General features: G+C 66.4%; 15 protein-coding genes. 13 read left to right on the forward strand and 2 right to left on the reverse strand.

What is annotated here, in order from left to right; translation table 11 throughout:
* Positions 1-47 precede the first annotated feature (47 nt).
* The 7 genes from IV112_RS10940 (at position 48) to IV112_RS10970 (ending at position 7,206) form a co-directional block, all read left to right on the forward strand.
* Complete coding sequence (locus tag IV112_RS10940) at positions 48-950, forward strand: NAD(P)-dependent methylenetetrahydromethanopterin dehydrogenase (protein WP_019918606.1); 903 nt, start codon at positions 48-50, stop codon at positions 948-950.
* A gap of 28 nt (positions 951-978) precedes the next feature.
* On the forward strand, positions 979-2,106 hold the full coding sequence (locus IV112_RS10945) for an ATP-grasp domain-containing protein (RefSeq protein WP_304003519.1): 1,128 nt from the start codon (positions 979-981) through the stop codon (positions 2,104-2,106).
* 12 nt (positions 2,107-2,118) lie between these two features.
* Positions 2,119-3,117, forward strand: a complete 999-nt coding sequence (gene mch / locus IV112_RS10950) for a methenyltetrahydromethanopterin cyclohydrolase (RefSeq protein WP_296810798.1) — start codon at positions 2,119-2,121, stop codon at positions 3,115-3,117.
* A 5-nt stretch (positions 3,118-3,122) separates the two neighbouring features.
* Entirely contained in the window at positions 3,123-4,055 is a 933-nt protein-coding gene (locus IV112_RS10955) for an ATP-grasp domain-containing protein (protein WP_304003521.1), read from the forward strand.
* On the forward strand, positions 4,049-4,939 hold the full coding sequence (locus IV112_RS10960; protein WP_304003522.1) for a triphosphoribosyl-dephospho-CoA synthase: 891 nt from the start codon (positions 4,049-4,051) through the stop codon (positions 4,937-4,939). Before IV112_RS10955 ends, IV112_RS10960 begins: the two co-directional genes overlap by 7 nt.
* Positions 4,940-5,025: 86 nt before the next feature.
* Entirely contained in the window at positions 5,026-5,535 is a 510-nt protein-coding gene (gene fae / locus IV112_RS10965) for a formaldehyde-activating enzyme (RefSeq protein WP_019918611.1), read from the forward strand.
* Between the two features lie 129 nt (positions 5,536-5,664).
* Positions 5,665-7,206 (forward strand): MFS transporter, encoded by a 1,542-nt coding sequence (locus tag IV112_RS10970; RefSeq protein ID WP_438362234.1) that lies wholly within the window; start codon positions 5,665-5,667, stop codon positions 7,204-7,206.
* A gap of 4 nt (positions 7,207-7,210) precedes the next feature.
* On the opposite strand, the gene IV112_RS10975 is transcribed toward IV112_RS10970, so the two are convergent.
* Positions 7,211-7,912 carry a haloacid dehalogenase type II gene (locus IV112_RS10975; protein WP_304003524.1) on the reverse strand — a complete coding sequence of 234 codons (702 nt, stop codon included), beginning with the start codon at positions 7,910-7,912 and terminating at the stop codon, positions 7,211-7,213.
* Positions 7,913-8,197: 285 nt separating this feature from the next.
* Here IV112_RS10975 and IV112_RS10980 point away from each other — a divergent pair, with 285 nt between their 5' ends.
* The 3 genes from IV112_RS10980 to IV112_RS10990 all read left to right on the forward strand — a co-directional run bounded on the left by IV112_RS10980 (position 8,198) and on the right by IV112_RS10990 (position 10,300).
* Positions 8,198-9,235 carry a lipase family protein gene (locus IV112_RS10980; protein WP_304003525.1) on the forward strand — a complete coding sequence of 346 codons (1,038 nt, stop codon included), beginning with the start codon at positions 8,198-8,200 and terminating at the stop codon, positions 9,233-9,235.
* 82 nt (positions 9,236-9,317) lie between these two features.
* The gene (locus IV112_RS10985; RefSeq protein WP_304003526.1) at positions 9,318-9,812 is read left to right on the forward strand and encodes a hypothetical protein; all 495 of its coding nucleotides are present in this window, start codon (positions 9,318-9,320) and stop codon (positions 9,810-9,812) included.
* Between the two features lie 86 nt (positions 9,813-9,898).
* Entirely contained in the window at positions 9,899-10,300 is a 402-nt protein-coding gene (locus IV112_RS10990) for a DUF2784 domain-containing protein (RefSeq protein WP_304003528.1), read from the forward strand.
* A gap of 59 nt (positions 10,301-10,359) precedes the next feature.
* Here IV112_RS10990 and IV112_RS10995 read toward each other — a convergent pair whose 3' ends face one another.
* Positions 10,360-11,358 (reverse strand): LysR family transcriptional regulator, encoded by a 999-nt coding sequence (locus IV112_RS10995; protein WP_304003529.1) that lies wholly within the window; start codon positions 11,356-11,358, stop codon positions 10,360-10,362.
* A 165-nt stretch (positions 11,359-11,523) separates the two neighbouring features.
* Here IV112_RS10995 and IV112_RS11000 point away from each other — a divergent pair, with 165 nt between their 5' ends.
* Genes IV112_RS11000 through IV112_RS11010 form a run of 3 tightly spaced genes read left to right on the forward strand, consistent with a single transcriptional unit; the run spans position 11,524 to position 16,818 of the window.
* Positions 11,524-12,369: an alpha/beta hydrolase gene (locus IV112_RS11000; RefSeq protein WP_304003530.1), complete on the forward strand. Its 846-nt coding sequence runs from the start codon at positions 11,524-11,526 to the stop codon at positions 12,367-12,369.
* A 53-nt stretch (positions 12,370-12,422) separates the two neighbouring features.
* Complete coding sequence (locus IV112_RS11005; RefSeq protein WP_304003532.1) at positions 12,423-13,631, forward strand: efflux RND transporter periplasmic adaptor subunit; 1,209 nt, start codon at positions 12,423-12,425, stop codon at positions 13,629-13,631.
* A 4-nt stretch (positions 13,632-13,635) separates the two neighbouring features.
* A complete protein-coding gene (locus IV112_RS11010; RefSeq protein ID WP_304003533.1) occupies positions 13,636-16,818 on the forward strand; it encodes an efflux RND transporter permease subunit in 3,183 nt (1,060 codons plus the stop codon).
* Positions 16,819-16,829 lie beyond the last annotated feature (11 nt).

Consider the following 16,829-nt stretch of genomic DNA (forward strand, 5'->3'; position numbering starts at 1 on the left):
GACGTAAGAGAGCACCCAGCCTTCGGGCGGAAAGAGCGAGAGAGACCATGGAAAACCCGTACATCCTGCACATGTTCAGCCCCACCAACAACATCAGCCCCTTCGATGTGAACATGGCGTGCGACGCCGGCTTCCAGGTGCTGATGCCCTACTCCGGCGTCGGGCTGGACCAGATCTACGGCCTCACCCAGGATGCCATCTTCTCGCGCGGCCCCAATGGCGTGAAGCGCACCGGCATCTTCATCGGCGGCCGTGACATCGGCCTGGCGGCCGACATGCTCGACGCCTGCCGTGGCGCCATGGTGCCGCCGTTCGAAGTGTCGGTATTCGCCGACCCCTCCGGCGCCTTCACCACCGCCGCCGCCCTCGTCGCCTGCGTCGAGCGTCAGCTGCGCAAGGCGCACAACACCGAACTCGAAGGCAAGACCGTGCTGGTGCTCGGCGGTACCGGCCCGGTCGGCACCGCCGCTGCAGTGCTGGCTTCCAGCGCTGGCGCCAAGGTGCTGGTCGGCAGTCATTCGAGCGCGATGCGCGCCCGCGTCGCCTCGGAAGTCGTGAATACCCGCTACGGTTCGTCGGTCGAGCCGGTCGAAGCGGGTTCGAACGAACAGAAGGAAAGCCTGATGCCCCAGGCCAACGTCATCCTGTGCACGGCCAAGGCCGGCATCCAGGTGCTGAGCAAGGCCCAGCTCCAGAACGCGCGCTCGCTGCTGGTCGCTGCCGACGTGAACGCCGTTCCGCCGGCGGGCATCGAAGGGCTGGGCGTCATGGACGACGGCAAGCCGCTCGGCGCCGGATCGGGCAAGGCCGTCGGCATCGGCGCACTGGCCATCGGCAACGTGAAGTACCTGTGCCAGCGCGGTCTATTCCAGCGCATGATCAACACCGACAAGCCGGTCTATCTCGACTTCCGCGACGCCTTCGCCACCGCACGCGATCTGGTCGCCTGAAGCGGAATCGCGGACGGAGCGCGGGCCGGTGTCGCACTGGCTCATCGTCGCCGGCAGTGCGCGTGCACTTGCACGCTCCTGCGTCGAGGCCGGCTGGCGCTGCGACGTGATCGATCCATTTGCCGACAGCGACACCGCACGACTGGCCTGCCGGCTGGAACGCGGCGCCCTGTCGGGCGATCACTTCGATGAGCGGCTGCCGGCGCTGGTCCGGTCGATGGCCGGCAACTGGCGCGGCATCGTCGCCGGTTCGGGTTTCGAGGCCGTCCCGTCAATGCTCGACGAACTGGATGCGATCGCACCGCTCGTCGGCAACGACGCCACCACGGTCGCCCGCTGCAAGGCGCCGATGGATCTTGCAGAGACGGCGCACCGGGCCGGTATTCGCTGCGCGGAGGTCGACATCTCGGGCCCGGTGGCCGGCGACGACTGGCTGATGAAGCCGATAGGCGGCTGTGGCGGCATCGGCGTGCGTCCGGCGCGAGCGGGCGAACAGATCGCCGAGGGCTGGTTCGCACAACGCCGTATCGACGGCGTGCCGGCGTCGGTGCTGTTTCTCGCCGACGGTCACGACGCGCGCATCGTCGGCGTCACGCGCCAGTATCCGGGCAGCGTGGCCGGTCCCTACGCCTGGTGCGAGGCGGTCGGCGACCTGCCGCTGAGCCGCGCACAGCACGAGCGGCTGGCGCGCGATGTCGCTGCACTGACGCAGCAGTTCGGTCTGCGTGGCCTGAATGGCGCGGATCTGGTGTTCGACGGCGAGCACGCGGTGCTGATAGAGATCAACCCGCGGCCCACCGCAACGATGATGCTTTATGAAGAGCGCGTGGTCGGCGGTCTGTTCGCCGCCCACGTCGCGGCCTGCGAAGGCCGGCTCGACGAGGTCGAACTGCTGGCCGGCGACGAGATACGCGGACTGCGCGTGGTGTATGCGCCGGACACGTTGCGTATCGGCGACGATGCGGCATGGCCGGCATGGAGCGCCGACCGGCCGCCAGCCGGCAGCACGACGGATCGCGCCATGCCGCTGTGCACGGTGCTCGCCGCTGGCCGCGACGGCGCCACCGTCAGCCGGCAACTGCGGCAACGCGAACGACAACTTCTGGACACGCCCGGCCTTTTCGCCGGACAGATGACGACAACAGCCCTTTCGTGAGGAGAACTGAAGATGAGCAACCCTGAACACGGCCCGGTGCTGACCGGTGCACAGCCCAGCGTGGGCAAGCATGTGATGGCCCTGGTCGAGGGTCTGGTGCGCGACGCCGACGCGCTGCGCATCAAGGTCGAGCCGCTGCCCGGTGGCGGCCGCGTCATCGACGCCGGCATCAACTGCCCGGGCGGCATCGAAGCCGGCCGCCGCATCACTGAAATCTGCATGGGCGGTCTCGGCACCGCCACCTTCAACACGCGCGAAGCGCACTGGCCGCTCATCATCAACGTGCATTCGACCCACCCGGTCGTCGCCTGTCTGGCCAGCCAGTACGCCGGCTGGAGCCTGTCGCACGGCGAAGGCAAGGAGGCCTTCCACGCACTGGGTTCCGGTCCGGGCCGTGCGCTGGCGGTGAAGGAGCCGCTGTACAAGGAACTGGGCTACAAGGACGACGCGAAGCACGCCGTTCTGGTGCTCGAGGTCGACCGCCAGCCGCCGGCCGAGGTACTGGCCAAGATCCGCCGCGACTGCAATGTGCCGGACGACGGCGTGACGCTCATCCTGACGCCGACGCGCAGCCTCGCCGGCACCGTGCAGGTGGTCGGCCGCGTGCTCGAAGTGGCGCTGCACAAGGTGCATGCGCTCGGCTTCCCGCTGCAGCACATCGTTGATGGCTCGGCCAGTGCACCGATCGCCCCGCCGGCGCCCGACTTCCTGAACGCGATGGGCCGCACCAACGACGCCATCCTGTTCGGTGGCGTCGCCCAGCTCTACGTCGATTGCGAGGACGACGCAGCGGCCGATCTGGCGCAGAAGCTGCCGTCGTCGGCTTCGCGCGACTACGGCCGTCCGTTCGCCGAAGTATTCAAGGAAGTGAAGTACGACTTCTACAAGATCGACCCGATGCTGTTCGCACCGGCCCGCGTGGTGGTGAGCAATCTGCGCACGGGCAAGAGCTTCCGCGCCGGCCAGATCAACACCGAACTGCTGGCCAAGTCCTTCGGCGAGGGCAAGTAATCGGCATGAGCGTGCAGCAGGCGGACATCGCCATCGTCACCGACGAGCCGGGCTGGCATGGCGCCCGGCTGCGCGAGGCCTTCCGCGCGCGCGGCCTGCTGGCCCGCTACGTCAGCCTCGGTGAGTGCCACATCGACCTGCAGCGCGGCATTTCCGGCGTCGTGATGCCGGGCTTCGAACAGAAGCTGCCGCAGGCGGTGTTCGTGCGCGGCGTGGCCGGCGGTTCGCTGCAGCAGGTCGTGCTGCGCATGGATTTCCTGCACTACCTGGGCGAACTGGGCATCCCGGTCTACAACCACGCGCGCGCGATCGAGAAGAGCGTGGACAAGGCGATGACCAGCGTGCTGCTGCACCGCGCCGGCATCCCGACGCCGCCGACCTGGGTGACCGAGCAGGAAGCCGAGGCGCGCGCCGTGCTGATGCGCGAGTTCGCCGCCGGGCACGACGTGCTGGTGAAGCCGCTGTTCGGCTCGCAGGGTGAAGGCATCGTGCGGCTGAAGGCCGGCGACGCGCTGCCGGCGGCAGAAACACTGGGCAATGTCTGGTACATGCAGCGCTACAGCGCGCGCTCGCGCGACAGCGTCGGTGAGTGGTCGGACTGGCGCGTGATGGTGATCGACGGCAAACCGGTCGCCGCCATGCTGCGCCGCGGCAAGAGCTGGCTCAACAACGTCGCCCAGGGCGGCGTCTGCGAAGCGATCCCGGTGTCGCCGAACGACGCGCTGATGCGCCTGGCCGTCGACGCCACCCGCGCCTGCAGCATGGACTACGCCGGCATCGACATCCTGCGCGACGACCACGGCGAGCTCACCGTGCTCGAGGTCAACAGCATTCCGGCCTGGAAAGGCCTGCAGGGCGTGACACCGCTGAACATCGCGCAACTGCTGGCCGACGACCTGCTGCGCCGTATTCCGGGCGCCGGCGTGATCGCATGCTGAGCACGCCGGCGGCGGTGCAGCTCGCCACACTGTTCGAGCACGCCTGCCGGCTGGACGTCGAGGCGCTCAAGCCGGGTAACGTCGGCCTGCACGGCGACGGTCACCGCATGCAGGTCGATGATTTCATCGCCAGCGCACGGGCCGCAGCCGCACCGCTGTGTCGCCTGGATGCGACAGTGGGCGAGCGCATCGAGGACGCGATGCGCGCCACCTGGCAGGCGGTCGGCTGCAACACCAATCTGGGCATCGTGCTCGGCTGTGCGCCGATCGCCCATGCCGCACTGCATCGAAACAGCGACGAAACGCTCCGCGCATCGCTGCAGCGCACACTGGCCGGGCTGACGGTCATCGACGCGTCACACGCGTATGCGGCAATCCGCCTGGCTCATCCGGCAGGCATCGGGGAACGCGCCGAGCACGACGTTGCCGAAGCCCCAGTGATCACGCTGCTCGAAGCGATGCAGCTGGCGGCGCACCGGGACAGCATCGCCTCGCTTTACGCAAGCGGTCATGCTCTGGTGTTCGATCACCTGCTGCCAAAGTATGTTGCAGCGCGTCGTCGATGGTGCAGTGAAGCATGGGCAGCGACCACAGTGTTCATGTTCTGTCTCGCATTGATTCCCGACACCCATATCGCGCGCAAACATGGTGCGGAAACGGCGCGCTCGATACGCGAAAAGGGCGTCCAGATGTACGTTCGGCTTGAACAATGTCGTGATCCGGTTATGATGCAAGACGCGCTGATGGCATGGGACGCAGAGCTCAAATCAGCCGGAATCAACCCCGGTACAAGCGCCGACCTGACCGTCGTGACGGCCTTCCTGGCCGACGTGCTCGAGTGGGTCGACGGGCGGCGCGAAGAGCAGCAGAAGAAGAAGTTTTGATCCTGTGTTTCGCACCCCGGAACATGGGTTACCACCCCGGGGGGGATCTACCCCCTATAACTGCCTTGTAAATGAGGAGATTCAATATGGCGAAGATTAACGGTCTGTGTGTTGGCGAATCCCTGGTTGGTGACGGCAACGAAGTTGCTCACATCGATCTGATCATGGGCCCGCGTGGCAGCGCCGCTGAAGCCGCGTTCGCAAACGCACTGGTCAACAACAAGGACGGCTTCACGTCCCTGCTGGCCGTTGTCGCTCCGAACCTGGTCTGCAAGCCGGCCACCGTCATGTTCAACAAGGTCACCATCAAGGGCGCCAAGCAAGCCGTCCAGATGTTTGGCCCGGCACAGCGCGGCGTTGCAATGGCCGTGGCTGACAGCGTTGCTGACGGCACGATCCCGGCTGACGAAGCCGACAACCTGTTCATCTGCGTTGGCGTGTTCATCCACTGGCTGGCCGACGACGACGCGAAGATCCAGGACTTCAACTACCGCGCTGTCAAGGAATCGATCGCCCGTGCAGTTGCCGGCACCCCGACCGCTGCTGAAGTGGTTGCCAAGAAGGGTTCCGCTGCTCACCCGTTCGCCGCCAACTAAGCTTCACCGCTCGGTTAGCACGAACGCCTCCGGCCGCAAGGCCGGGGGCGTTTTCTTTTGCAGCGTCCGACAGTGTCGATATTGCGATATCTGTCGCGTCGTCGACCTGCGCAGACGCTCTTATCCCCGATGACTCCAGTTCAACCCGCCCCGAAAGCCGGCCGTCGCGAATGGACAGGCCTGGCCGTGATCGCCCTGCCCTGTCTGGTCTACGCGATGGACCTGACGGTGCTCAATCTCGCGCTGCCGGCGATCAGCACCGACCTTGCTCCCAGCGCCGCTCAGATGCTGTGGATCATCGACATCTACGGCTTCATGGTGGCCGGCCTGCTGATCACGATGGGCACGCTGGGCGACCGCATCGGCCGCCGGCGCCTGCTGCTGGCCGGTGCGGCCGCCTTCGCGCTGACCTCGGTGCTGGCCGCCTTCGCCAGCAGCCCCGGCACGCTGATCGCGGCGCGCGCCCTGCTTGGCGTGGCCGGGGCGACGCTGGCGCCGTCCACGCTTTCGCTGATCCGCAACATGTTCCATGACGAGCACGAACGACAGTTCGCCATCGGCATCTGGATCACCGCCTTCTCGGTCGGCAGTGCGCTCGGTCCGCTGATCGGCGGCGTCATGCTGCAGTACTTCTGGTGGGGCTCGACCTTCCTGCTCGCGGTGCCGGTGATGGCACTGCTCCTGCTGCTCGGCCCCTCTCTGCTACCGGAATATCGTGACGAACACGCCGGCCGCATCGACCTGCCCAGCGTCGCGCTGTCGCTGTCCGCAGTGCTGAGCACGATCTACGGTCTGAAGCACGCGGCGACGCTCGGGCCCGATGCGCTGGCGCTCGCCGCCGTGCTGGTCGGCGTGAGCCTCGGCGTACTGTTCGTGCGGCGTCAGCGGACCATCGCCTACCCGCTGCTCGACGTCGCACTGTTCCGCCGCCCTGCCTTCAGCGCCACGGTGGCCGCCTACGCGCTGTCCTGCCTGGCGATGTTCGGCGTCTACATCTTCATCGCCCAGCATCTTCAGTTGGTGCTTGGCCTGTCGCCACTGGAGGCGGGCGTCGCCATCCTGCCGTGGTCGCTCGGCTTCGTGTTCGGTTCGCTGCTGTCGCCGCGACTGGCGCGTCACGTGTCGGCAGTGTCGATACTGGTGTGGGGCATGGCGATCACCGCCGTCGGCTTCGCGCTGCTGACGCTGATCGACGGACCGCACGGCCTCGCCGTGCTGGTCACGGCGACAGTCGTGATGAGTCTGGGCATGGCGCCGGTGTTCACGATAGGCAACGACATCATCGTCAGTTCGGCACCGCCGGAACGCGCCGGCGCGGCCGCAGCGTTGTCGGAAACCAGTGCCGAGTTCAGCGGCGCGCTGGGCATCGCGCTGTTCGGCAGCTTGGGCACGCTGATCTACCGTCATCTGCTCACCGGAGGCATGCCAGCCGACTTGCCGGCGGCGTTGTCTACCGGTGCGCTGTCGACCATAGGCGGTGCGGTCGCTGCCGCCGCACAGTTGCCCGCGCCAGCCGGCGCCTCGCTGCTGTCGGCCGCGCACGCCGCATTCACCGACGCGCTGCAGTTCACCGCCGCCTGCGGCGCGGTACTGGTGGCGGGCGCCAGCCTGCTCGTCGCACGCATCCTGCGCGTACCGGCGAAAGCTGCCGCCGGGGCCGACGCGCGCTGAAAGCTCAGCGCAGTGCGGCCAGTGCCTGCGCCAGTTCAGGCACGCTGGCGACAGCAAGGTCGACCGGAACCGCCGCCGCTGACTCGCCCCGCTCGGCGCCGAACTCGTCCGGCCGCGCCAGAAAGGCGGTACGCAGACCGGCTGCAGACGCGGCAGCCAGATCGGATGAATGCGCCGCCACCATCAGCGTCTGCGCCGGTGCCAGATCGAAAGCGTCGGCCGCCGCCAGATACACCACCGGCCGCGGCTTGTAGTCGCGCGCCACTTCGGCACCGAGCACCGCATCCCAGACAAAGCCGTTGCGCCGCGCCAGATTCACCATCAGCGCGATATGTCCGTTGGAACACGGTGCGATCCGGTAATCGCGGCGCAGCATCTGCAGACCCTCCGCCACGTCCGGCCAGGCATCGAGCCGGTGCCAGGCGAGGTTGAGCGCGACACGCGCCGCCTCGTCGCAGTCGTCCAGCCCGGCGCGGGCGAGCACGATGTCGAGGTTGCGCCGATGCAGCCTGTCCAGCTTGCAGAACGGAATACGCCCGGCGCGTACCTCCTCCATCGCCGGCTGGTACTCGGTCCGCCAGGCATCGGCCAGTGCAAAAGCATCGGCGCGATCGCCGAATACGGCCTGCAGTTCGCGCGCGATCGAGGTGCGCCAGTCCACCAGCGTGCCGAACACGTCGAACACCACTGCCTTCACGTCCTTCATGCGTCCTCCCGGCTTATCACCCACGACAGATCTGCATCGATTATCCGGCGCTGCGGATCTGATATCTAGCCGGTACCGGCATGACACGACCGCACGCACGAATTCACGTGCACCGGGGAGCTGGCGGGGTTCGAGAACTCCCTTGGCGCGACGGACACCGTCGGCGCCTCGCACGACATCTCCCATGCGGCTGCACAAACGCGCAATTGGCATACGATGTCGAGGTAGCAGGGGCATCTCGCCCCCTACAACCAGAACCACGTGACATACGACATGAGGCTCTTCATGCTGAATCGAACCTGCGCCTTCCTTGCATCTCTATTTGCGTTCGGAGCCGGACTTTCAGGATGTGCGACGTTCACTCAGGAATCGCATCAGGTACTGGTCCGTGATCCGCGCAAAGGAAAGTACGATGAACCGGCTGATGCGGAGCCTCATGCAAGGATGCAGTGGCAGTACGCCGCAATGAGCGACTATGCATACGAGGCAGCACGGCTGCGCTCCATGGCTGACAGGCAGGTCTCAACGGATACCGCCGAAAGTGACAAGGTTGCTGCATGCGGAACGATGAACAGGCCGCCCATGCCGGCCGGTTGGACTGCCTGGGAGGATTTTCCGAGCGAGACACTGACCCGGGCCATGCGAAAGAAGGGCCTCTACCTTCTCGTTCTGGAGAAGGAAACCAGCCCGCGGGAGATCGTCGTGGTCTTCGAAGGAACGAACTTTCTGGAGATTCCTGACTGGACGGCCAATCTCCGCTGGTTTCTCCGTTTCATTCCTGGACATGAGGACCAGTACACGTTTACCGCACGCCAAGTGGCCGAGGAGTTTCATGAGCGCCTGCGTTCGAATCCTCAGACTTACCTGCTCATAGCCGATTCCGATGTGCTGCGCCACCCCAACGGAGACACGATTCGGATCGTCTCGACAGGTCACTCGCTGGGCGGCGGACTCGCCCAGCATTTTGCATACACCTTCAAGCAGGATCCCTCACACGCACGAGGTCCGCGAGTGTCCGAAGTATTTGCGTTTGATCCGTCCCCGGTGACGGGCTGGTACTCGTCGCCAGATCCTCCACGCACGCACAACGCGAATGGACTGCGAATCAACCGGATATTCGAGCACGGCGAAGTCCTGGCATATATCCGCCTCTTCACAAGCCGCCTGGCGCCGTACACCGAGCATCCGTCTGTCTGGGAATATCGCTACAACTTTGATCCAAAGGCAAACATCATTCGCAATCACTCGATGCGAAGTCTGGCGTGCGGACTGTACAGGGCTGCGCACGACCGCAAGGACACTGCCGCCGCCCAACAGCCATGAGATAGAACAACGAGAGAAACGTCGAGATTCATCATCACAGGTCACACTTCAATCAGCATCCAATCCCGAAGGAGCTCGTCCAATGTCTGTCTACACAAAGCTTCCGGACGGCGCTATCGAAGTGGTCTTGAAAGAGTATGACCACTTAAAGGAAGAGGTCAGGGAACGCTTGCGCACGGCGTTTTCACACGTCGCCTATGGCGGAGCCATTGCAGCATTCGCGGTGCCAGCGGCGGACCAACTCGATAAGTGGCGACACGGCTGGATAGTCATCGCGGTGGCTGCCATCGCGGCGATCGCCCTGTTCTGGATCGCCGCCCTGAATATGAGATGGGTTCAACACTGCGGAAAATACATGTGCGACATCGAAGCACGCATCAACGCCCACTTCGGATTACGAGTTGTGGGCTGGGAACATTATGCTTCTGGAGTTCAGGCGTCGCTCTGGTGTTTGATACCGGACTCGCCCGACTGGAAGCAGCCGATAGACGATATCGAGCGGGGCGGCCGATATCTGCAGCCAGCCGTCCAAGTCGAAGAAGGGATCGACACGGACCGACGGCACGGGTCGCCCTGATACTCTGTCCAAACGCCTGATCCCATAAGCGAGACTTGCAGCACAGGTGGCCACACACTCCTGGAATCACTGCAATCGATCCCCCAATGCTTCTCTCGCCCTCGTACCGACTGCTCGCGGACGCCGTCCTTTTGCTGCACTTCGCCGTCGTGCTGTTCGTCGTCGGCGGGCTGGTGCTGGTGATCGTCGGCAACACGCTGCGCTGGCGCTGGGTCAACGCGCTGCACTTCCGGCTGACCCATCTGGCCGCCATCGGCATCGTCGTTGCGCAGGCCTGGATGGGACAGGCATGTCCGCTGACCACGCTCGAGATCTGGCTGCGCCGGCAGGCGGGCGAGGCGACCTACGGTGCGAGTTTCATCGAGCACTGGGTGCAGCGACTGCTCTATTACGAAGCGCCGTCCTGGGTGTTCACGCTCGCCTATTCGCTGTTCGCACTGCTGGTGGCGGTGGCATGGTGGTACTTCCCGCCGCGGCGAGGCAGATGAATTTCCGGCCCCGGCAGCCGCCTGGATCGGAGCCTGCGACCGACAATTTCATGTCGCGATCAGTAGCTGCCGGCCTCGACCGCCTGCAGGCCCAGTATCGCCTGACGCATGTCGCCGTCCTTCGGCTCCGCCTTGCTGCAGGCCTGGTCGCAGCCGCCCAGTATCGGGCAGCGCCCGAACAGTTCGGCCGCCCAGTCGACGAAGGCACGCACTTTGGGCGACAGGTGACGGTTCTGCAGATAGACCACCGATATCGGCATCGGTGACGGCCGCCACTGCGGCAGCACTTCGCGCAAGGCACCCGACTGCAGGTGGGCCTGCACCATGAAGCGCGGCGGCTGGATCAGGCCGAAACCCTGCAGCCCGCAAGCGACGTAGGCGTCACCGTCGTTCACCGACACCTTGCCCGGCACCTTGACTTCGGTTACCTCGCCCTCGACGACGAAATCGAGGTCGTAGATGCGACCGGTGCGGCTGGAGAAGTAATGCACCGCGCGATGCTGCTGCAGGTCGGCCAACGCGACCGGCTCGCCGTGACGTTCGATGTAATCGGGCGACGCGCAGGTGACGGTCTCCATCGTGCCGATGCGTCGCGCGACCAGCGTCGAGTCCTGCAGTTCGCCGATGCGGATGACGCAATCGACGCTTTCCCGCACCAGGTCGACCGGACGGTCGCCCATGCCAATGGCCAGTTCGATGTCCGGATAGCGGCTGTGGAATTCGCACATGCGCGGAATCAGCACCAGCCGCCCGACCGGCGCCGGCACGTCGATGCGCAGACGGCCCTTGGGCCCGCGGGCCACCTCGCGGAAGGACGCTTCCGCCTCCTCGACGTCGGCCAAGATGCGCGCACAGCGCTCGTAATAGGCGGCGCCGTCGGGTGTCAGGCTGATGCGCCGCGTCGTGCGGTTGAGCAGACGCACCTGCAGCAGGTTTTCCAGGTTCTGCACCGCGGTAGTGACCGTGGCACGCGGCAGGCCGAGGCTGTCGGCGGCACGCGTGAAGCTGTTGGAATCGACGACGCGGGTGAATACCTGCATGGCCTGGAAACGATCCATGGCGCAACTCCGGACAAGGGTAGGCAAGCGAGTGCGCACCGGACCTCGTCCGATTATTCGCACTCAGCGAACAGTGTTACCAGATTAGACCAGTTTATCCACAGCGAGCCAACATACAGAATCCGGTCACACCTTGACCCCGGCATAGCCGGCAGGACTGACCGCATGAATCTGCTGCACCCCGACGCGCACGGCACCGCTGCACCGCACGTGCGCAACATCGACATCGCCGGCCCGCACGGCCGCCTGCCGCTGCGCATCTACCAGCCGCGTTCGGACACCCTGCTGCCGCTGGTGATGTATCTGCACGGCGGCGGCTTCGTCGGCGGATCGCTGGACGACGCCGACGTGCCGGCGCGCCACATCGCGGCGACGCTGCCCGCGGTCGTGGTGTCGGTCGATTACGCGCTGGCGCCGGCACACCCGTTTCCGGCTGCGCCCGAGGACGCCTACGCGGCGACGCTGTGGGCCGCCGACAACGCGGCCACGCTCGGCGCCGACGCGCAGCGCATCGCGGTCGCCGGCGACGACGCTGGCGGCAACCTCGCCGCCAGCCTGGCGCTGATCGCGCGCGACCGGCAGGACGTGCACATCGCCGTGCAGGTGCTGATCGGCCCGATGCTGGACCCGAGCATGACGCGCACCGGCGACGCCGCGCGTCTGCAGTCCGACCTGCGCGCCGAGGACTGCGCCGACTGCTACCGCCAGTACCTGCCGCAGCTGTCGCAGCGCCTGCACCCCTACGCCGCACCGCTGGAGTCGTGCCGCCAGGCCGGTCTGCCGGCAGCCTACATCGCCACCGCCGGGCGCGACCTGCTGCATTGCGAAGCGGAGAAATATGCCGCGGCGCTGATCGCCGCCGGCGTGCACACCCAGGTCGAGCGTTTCGCCGGCATCACGCACGCCACCCTGCTCGCCCATCCGCCGCTGCTCGACGGCGTCGTCCAGTTCCTGCGCTGCCGGCTCGGCCGCGCGCAGGCCGGTCACAACGACGCCCGTCACGCCGTCTGAACACCGATCCGATGCCTCTTCATTCCATCCAACCCTCCAGCAAGGAAGCCGCCATGTCCATCCCGCACACGCGCACCGCCCTCGCCCTCGTCATCACCGCACTGGTTGCCACCGGCGGCTTTGCCGTCATGCGCGCACAAGCCGACACACCGCCCGCCGCAGCGGCCGCGCCGGCCGCCACCCCGGTCGAAGTGGCCGAGGTCAGCCGCCAGACCATCATCGACTGGCAGGACTATTCCGGCCGGCTGGAGGCGGTGGATCGCGTCGAAATACGGCCCCTGGTGTCCGGCACGCTGACCGCAGTGCATTTCCGCGACGGTGCCCGCGTGAAGAAGGGCGACGTGCTGTTCACCATCGATCCGCGCCCCTACGCGGCCGAAGTCGAGCGCGCACAGGCGCAGCTGGCGGCGACCGAAACGCGGGCCGCCTACACCGCGACCGACCTCGCGCGCGGCCAGCGCCTGGCGGCCGACAACGCGATCGCGAAGCGCGACCTCGACGAGAAGCAGAACGCCGCGCGCGAAGCCGCCGCCCAGGTCCAGGCGGCGCAGGCCGCGCTGACCGCGGCGAAACTCAACCTCGAATACACGCGCATCACCGCCCCGGTGTCTGGCCGCATTTCGCGCGCCGAAGTGACCGTGGGCAACATCGTCGCCGCCGGCGCCGGCACCACGCCGCTGACCACGCTGGTGTCGATGGACACGATCTACGCCGCCTTCGACGTCGACGAGCAGAGCTTCCTGAAGTACGTGAATCCGGCTCGCGCCGCCGGCGGCGAACCGGTGCCGGTCTTCCTCGGCCTGGCCGACGAAGAGGGCCATTCGCGCCGCGGCACCGTGGCCTCGGTCGACAACCGGCTCGACACCTCGTCCGGCACCATCCGCGTGCGCGCCGTGTTCGACAACGCCGACGGCCTGCTGCTGCCCGGCCTCTACGCGCGCATCCGCCTCGGTGGCGGTGCCCCGCGCGAAGCGGTGCTGATCGACGAACGCGCCATCGGCACCGATCAGGACAAGCGCTTCGTGCTGGTGGTCGACGAGACCAATCGCACCGCCTACCGCGAAGTGCGGCTGGGCGCGCGTCAGAGTGGCCTGCGCATCATCGAGAACGGCCTGAACGCCGGCGAACGCATCGTCGTCAGCGGCCTGCAGCGCACCCGCCCGGGCGACACCGTGGCACCGAAGAGCGTGCCGATGAACCGCGAAAGCCTGGTCGGTGCGCCCGCGCAGCCGGCCCGGCGTGCTCCGAACGTGAAGGCCTGATGCCATGAACATTTCCAGATTCTTCATCGACCGACCCATCTTCGCCGGTGTGCTGTCGGTGCTCATCCTGCTGGCCGGCGCGCTGTCGCTGTTCCAGCTGCCGATTTCCGAATACCCGGAAGTGGTGCCGCCGTCGGTCGTCGTGCGCGCCCAGTTCCCGGGCGCCAACCCCAAGGTGATCGCCGAAACCGTGGCGTCGCCGCTGGAAGAGGCGATCAACGGCGTCGAGGACATGCTGTACATGCAGTCGCAGGCCAACAGCGACGGCAACCTGACGCTGACCGTCTACTTCAACCTCGGCATGGACCCGGACAAGGCGCAGCAGCTGGTGCAGAACCGTGTGTCGCAGGCGATGCCAAGGCTGCCGGAAGACGTGCAGCGGCTCGGCGTGACCACGCTCAAGAGCTCGCCCACGCTGACCATGGTGGTGCACCTGATTTCGCCGGACAACCGCTACGACACGACCTATCTGCGCAACTACGCCGTCATCAACGTGAAGGACCGCCTGGCGCGCATCAAGGGCGTCGGTGAGGTCGGCCTGTTCGGCTCCGGCAACTACGCGATGCGCGTGTGGCTGGATCCGCAGAAGGTGGCCCAGCGCAACATGACGGCCAGCGACGTGGTGCGCGCGATCCGTGAACAGAACGTGCAGGTGGCAGCCGGCGTCATCGGTGCCTCGCCGAATTCGGCCGACGTGCCGCTGCAGCTGTCGGTCAACGCGCAAGGTCGTCTGCAGACGGTCGAGGAGTTCTCGGACATCATCCTGAAGTCCTCGCCCGACGGCAGCATCACGCGGCTGGCCGACGTCGCCCGGGTCGAACTGGCGGCCTCCGAATACGGCCTGCGCTCGCTGCTCGACAACAAGCCGGCGGTGGCGCTGCCCATCCGTCAGGCGCCCGGTGCCAACGCGCTCGACGTGTCGGCCGCGGTGCGCGAAACCATGGCCGAACTGGCCAAGGATTTTCCGCCCTCGGTCGAATACCGCATCGTCTACGACCCCACGCAGTTCGTCCGCGCGTCGATCAAGGCGGTCATCGTGACGCTGCTCGAAGCGATCGCGCTGGTGGTGCTGGTGGTCATCGTGTTCCTGCAGACCTGGCGCGCCTCCATCATTCCGCTGCTGGCGGTACCGGTGTCCATCGTCGGCACCTTCTCGCTGATGCTGGGCTTCGGTTACTCGATCAACGCGCTGTCGCTGTTCGGCATGGTGCTGGCGATCGGCATCGTGGTCGATGACGCCATCGTGGTGGTCGAGAACGTGGAGCGCAACATCGCCGAAGGGCTGTCGGCACGCGAAGCCACCTACCGCGCAATGCAGGAGGTGAGCGGGCCCATCATCGCCATCGCGCTGACCCTGGTCGCCGTGTTCGTGCCGCTGGCCTTCATGACCGGCCTGACCGGCCAGTTCTACAAGCAGTTCGCGATGACCATCGCCATCTCGACGGTGATTTCCGCCTTCAACTCGCTGACGCTGTCGCCGGCACTGGCGGCCATGCTGCTGAAGGGTCACGACGCCAAGCCGGACGCGCTGACGCGGGCGATGAACGCCGTGTTCGGCGGCTTCTTCGCGCGCTTCAACCGCTTCTTCAACCGCAGCTCGGAAAGCTACGGGCGCGGCGTCAGCGGCATGATCCAGCGCAAGGGCGCAGCCATGGGCGTGTATGCCGTGCTGCTCGGCGCAACGGTCGGCCTGTCCTATCTGGTGCCCGGCGGCTTCGTGCCGGCGCAGGACAAGCAGTACCTGATCAGCTTCACCCAGCTGCCGGCCGGCGCCTCGATCGACCGCACCGAAGACGTGATCCGCCGCATGGGCGAGATCGCGCTGGCCCAGCCGGGCGTCGAGAACGCGGTCGCCTTCCCCGGTCTGTCGATCAACGGCTTCACCAACAGTTCGAGCGCCGGCATCGTGTTCGCGACGCTGAAGCCCTTCGACGAGCGCAAGAGCCCGGAACTGTCGGCCGGCGCAATCGCCGCGTCGCTGAACGCCAAGTTCGCCGACATCAAGGACGCCTACATCGCCGTGTTCCCGCCGCCGCCGGTCATGGGTCTGGGCACGCTGGGCGGCTTCAAGCTGCAGCTGCAGGACCGCGGCGCGCTCGGCTACGCCGAACTGGAAGCGGCCAAGGAAGCCTTCATCGCCGCCGCAGCGAAGGCGCCGGAACTGGGCCCGACCTTCTCCAGCTACCAGATCAACGTGCCGCAGCTCGACGTCGACCTGGACCGCGTGAAGGCCAAGCAGCTCGGCGTGCCGATCACCGACGTGTTCGACACCATGCAGATCTACCTCGGTTCGCTCTACGTGAATGACTTCAACCGCTTCGGTCGCGTCTATCAGGTGCGTGCCCAGGCTGACGCGCCCTTCCGCGCCGAAGCCGCGGACATCCTGGCGCTGAAGACACGCAACGCGAATGGCGACATGGTGCCGCTGTCCTCGCTGGTCAAGGTGAAGCAGAGCTTCGGCCCGGAAATGGTGGTGCGCTACAACGGCTACACCTCGGCCGACATCAACGGCGGCCCGGCGCCCGGCTATTCGTCCGACCAGGCGCAGGCCGCGGCCGAGCGCATCGCCGACGAAGTGCTGCCGCGCGGCGTCAAGTACGAATGGACGGACCTGATCTACCAGAAGATCCTGGCCGGCAACGCCGGGGTCTGGGTGTTCCCGATCAGCGTGCTGCTGGTGTTCCTGGTGCTCGCCGCACAGTACGAAAGCCTCACGCTGCCGCTGGCCGTCATCCTCATCGTGCCGATGAGCATCCTGGCCGCGCTGACCGGCGTCTGGCTCACCGCCGGCGACAACAACATCTTCACGCAGATCGGCCTGATGGTGCTGGTCGGGCTGTCGGCGAAGAACGCCATCCTGATCGTCGAATTCGCCCGCGAACTGGAACTGCGCGGACGCGGCATCGTCGAGGCGGCGATCGAAGCCAGCCGGCTGCGCCTGCGCCCGATCCTGATGACATCGATCGCTTTCATCATGGGCGTGGTGCCGCTGGTCACGTCGAGCGGTGCCGGTTCGGAAATGCGTCATGCCATGGGCGTGGCGGTGTTCTCCGGCATGCTGGGCGTCACCTTCTTCGGCCTCTTCCTGACCCCGGTGTTCTACGTGCTGCTGCGCAAGGCCTCGGGCAAGCGCCTCACCCACGCCGGCCACACGCCGCTGCCCGATGTCGCAGCCGTCGCCCACTGATCCGGAGCATG

The sequence above is a fragment of the Methyloversatilis discipulorum genome (assembly GCF_018780585.1).
Lineage (GTDB): Bacteria > Pseudomonadota > Gammaproteobacteria > Burkholderiales > Rhodocyclaceae > Methyloversatilis > Methyloversatilis discipulorum_B.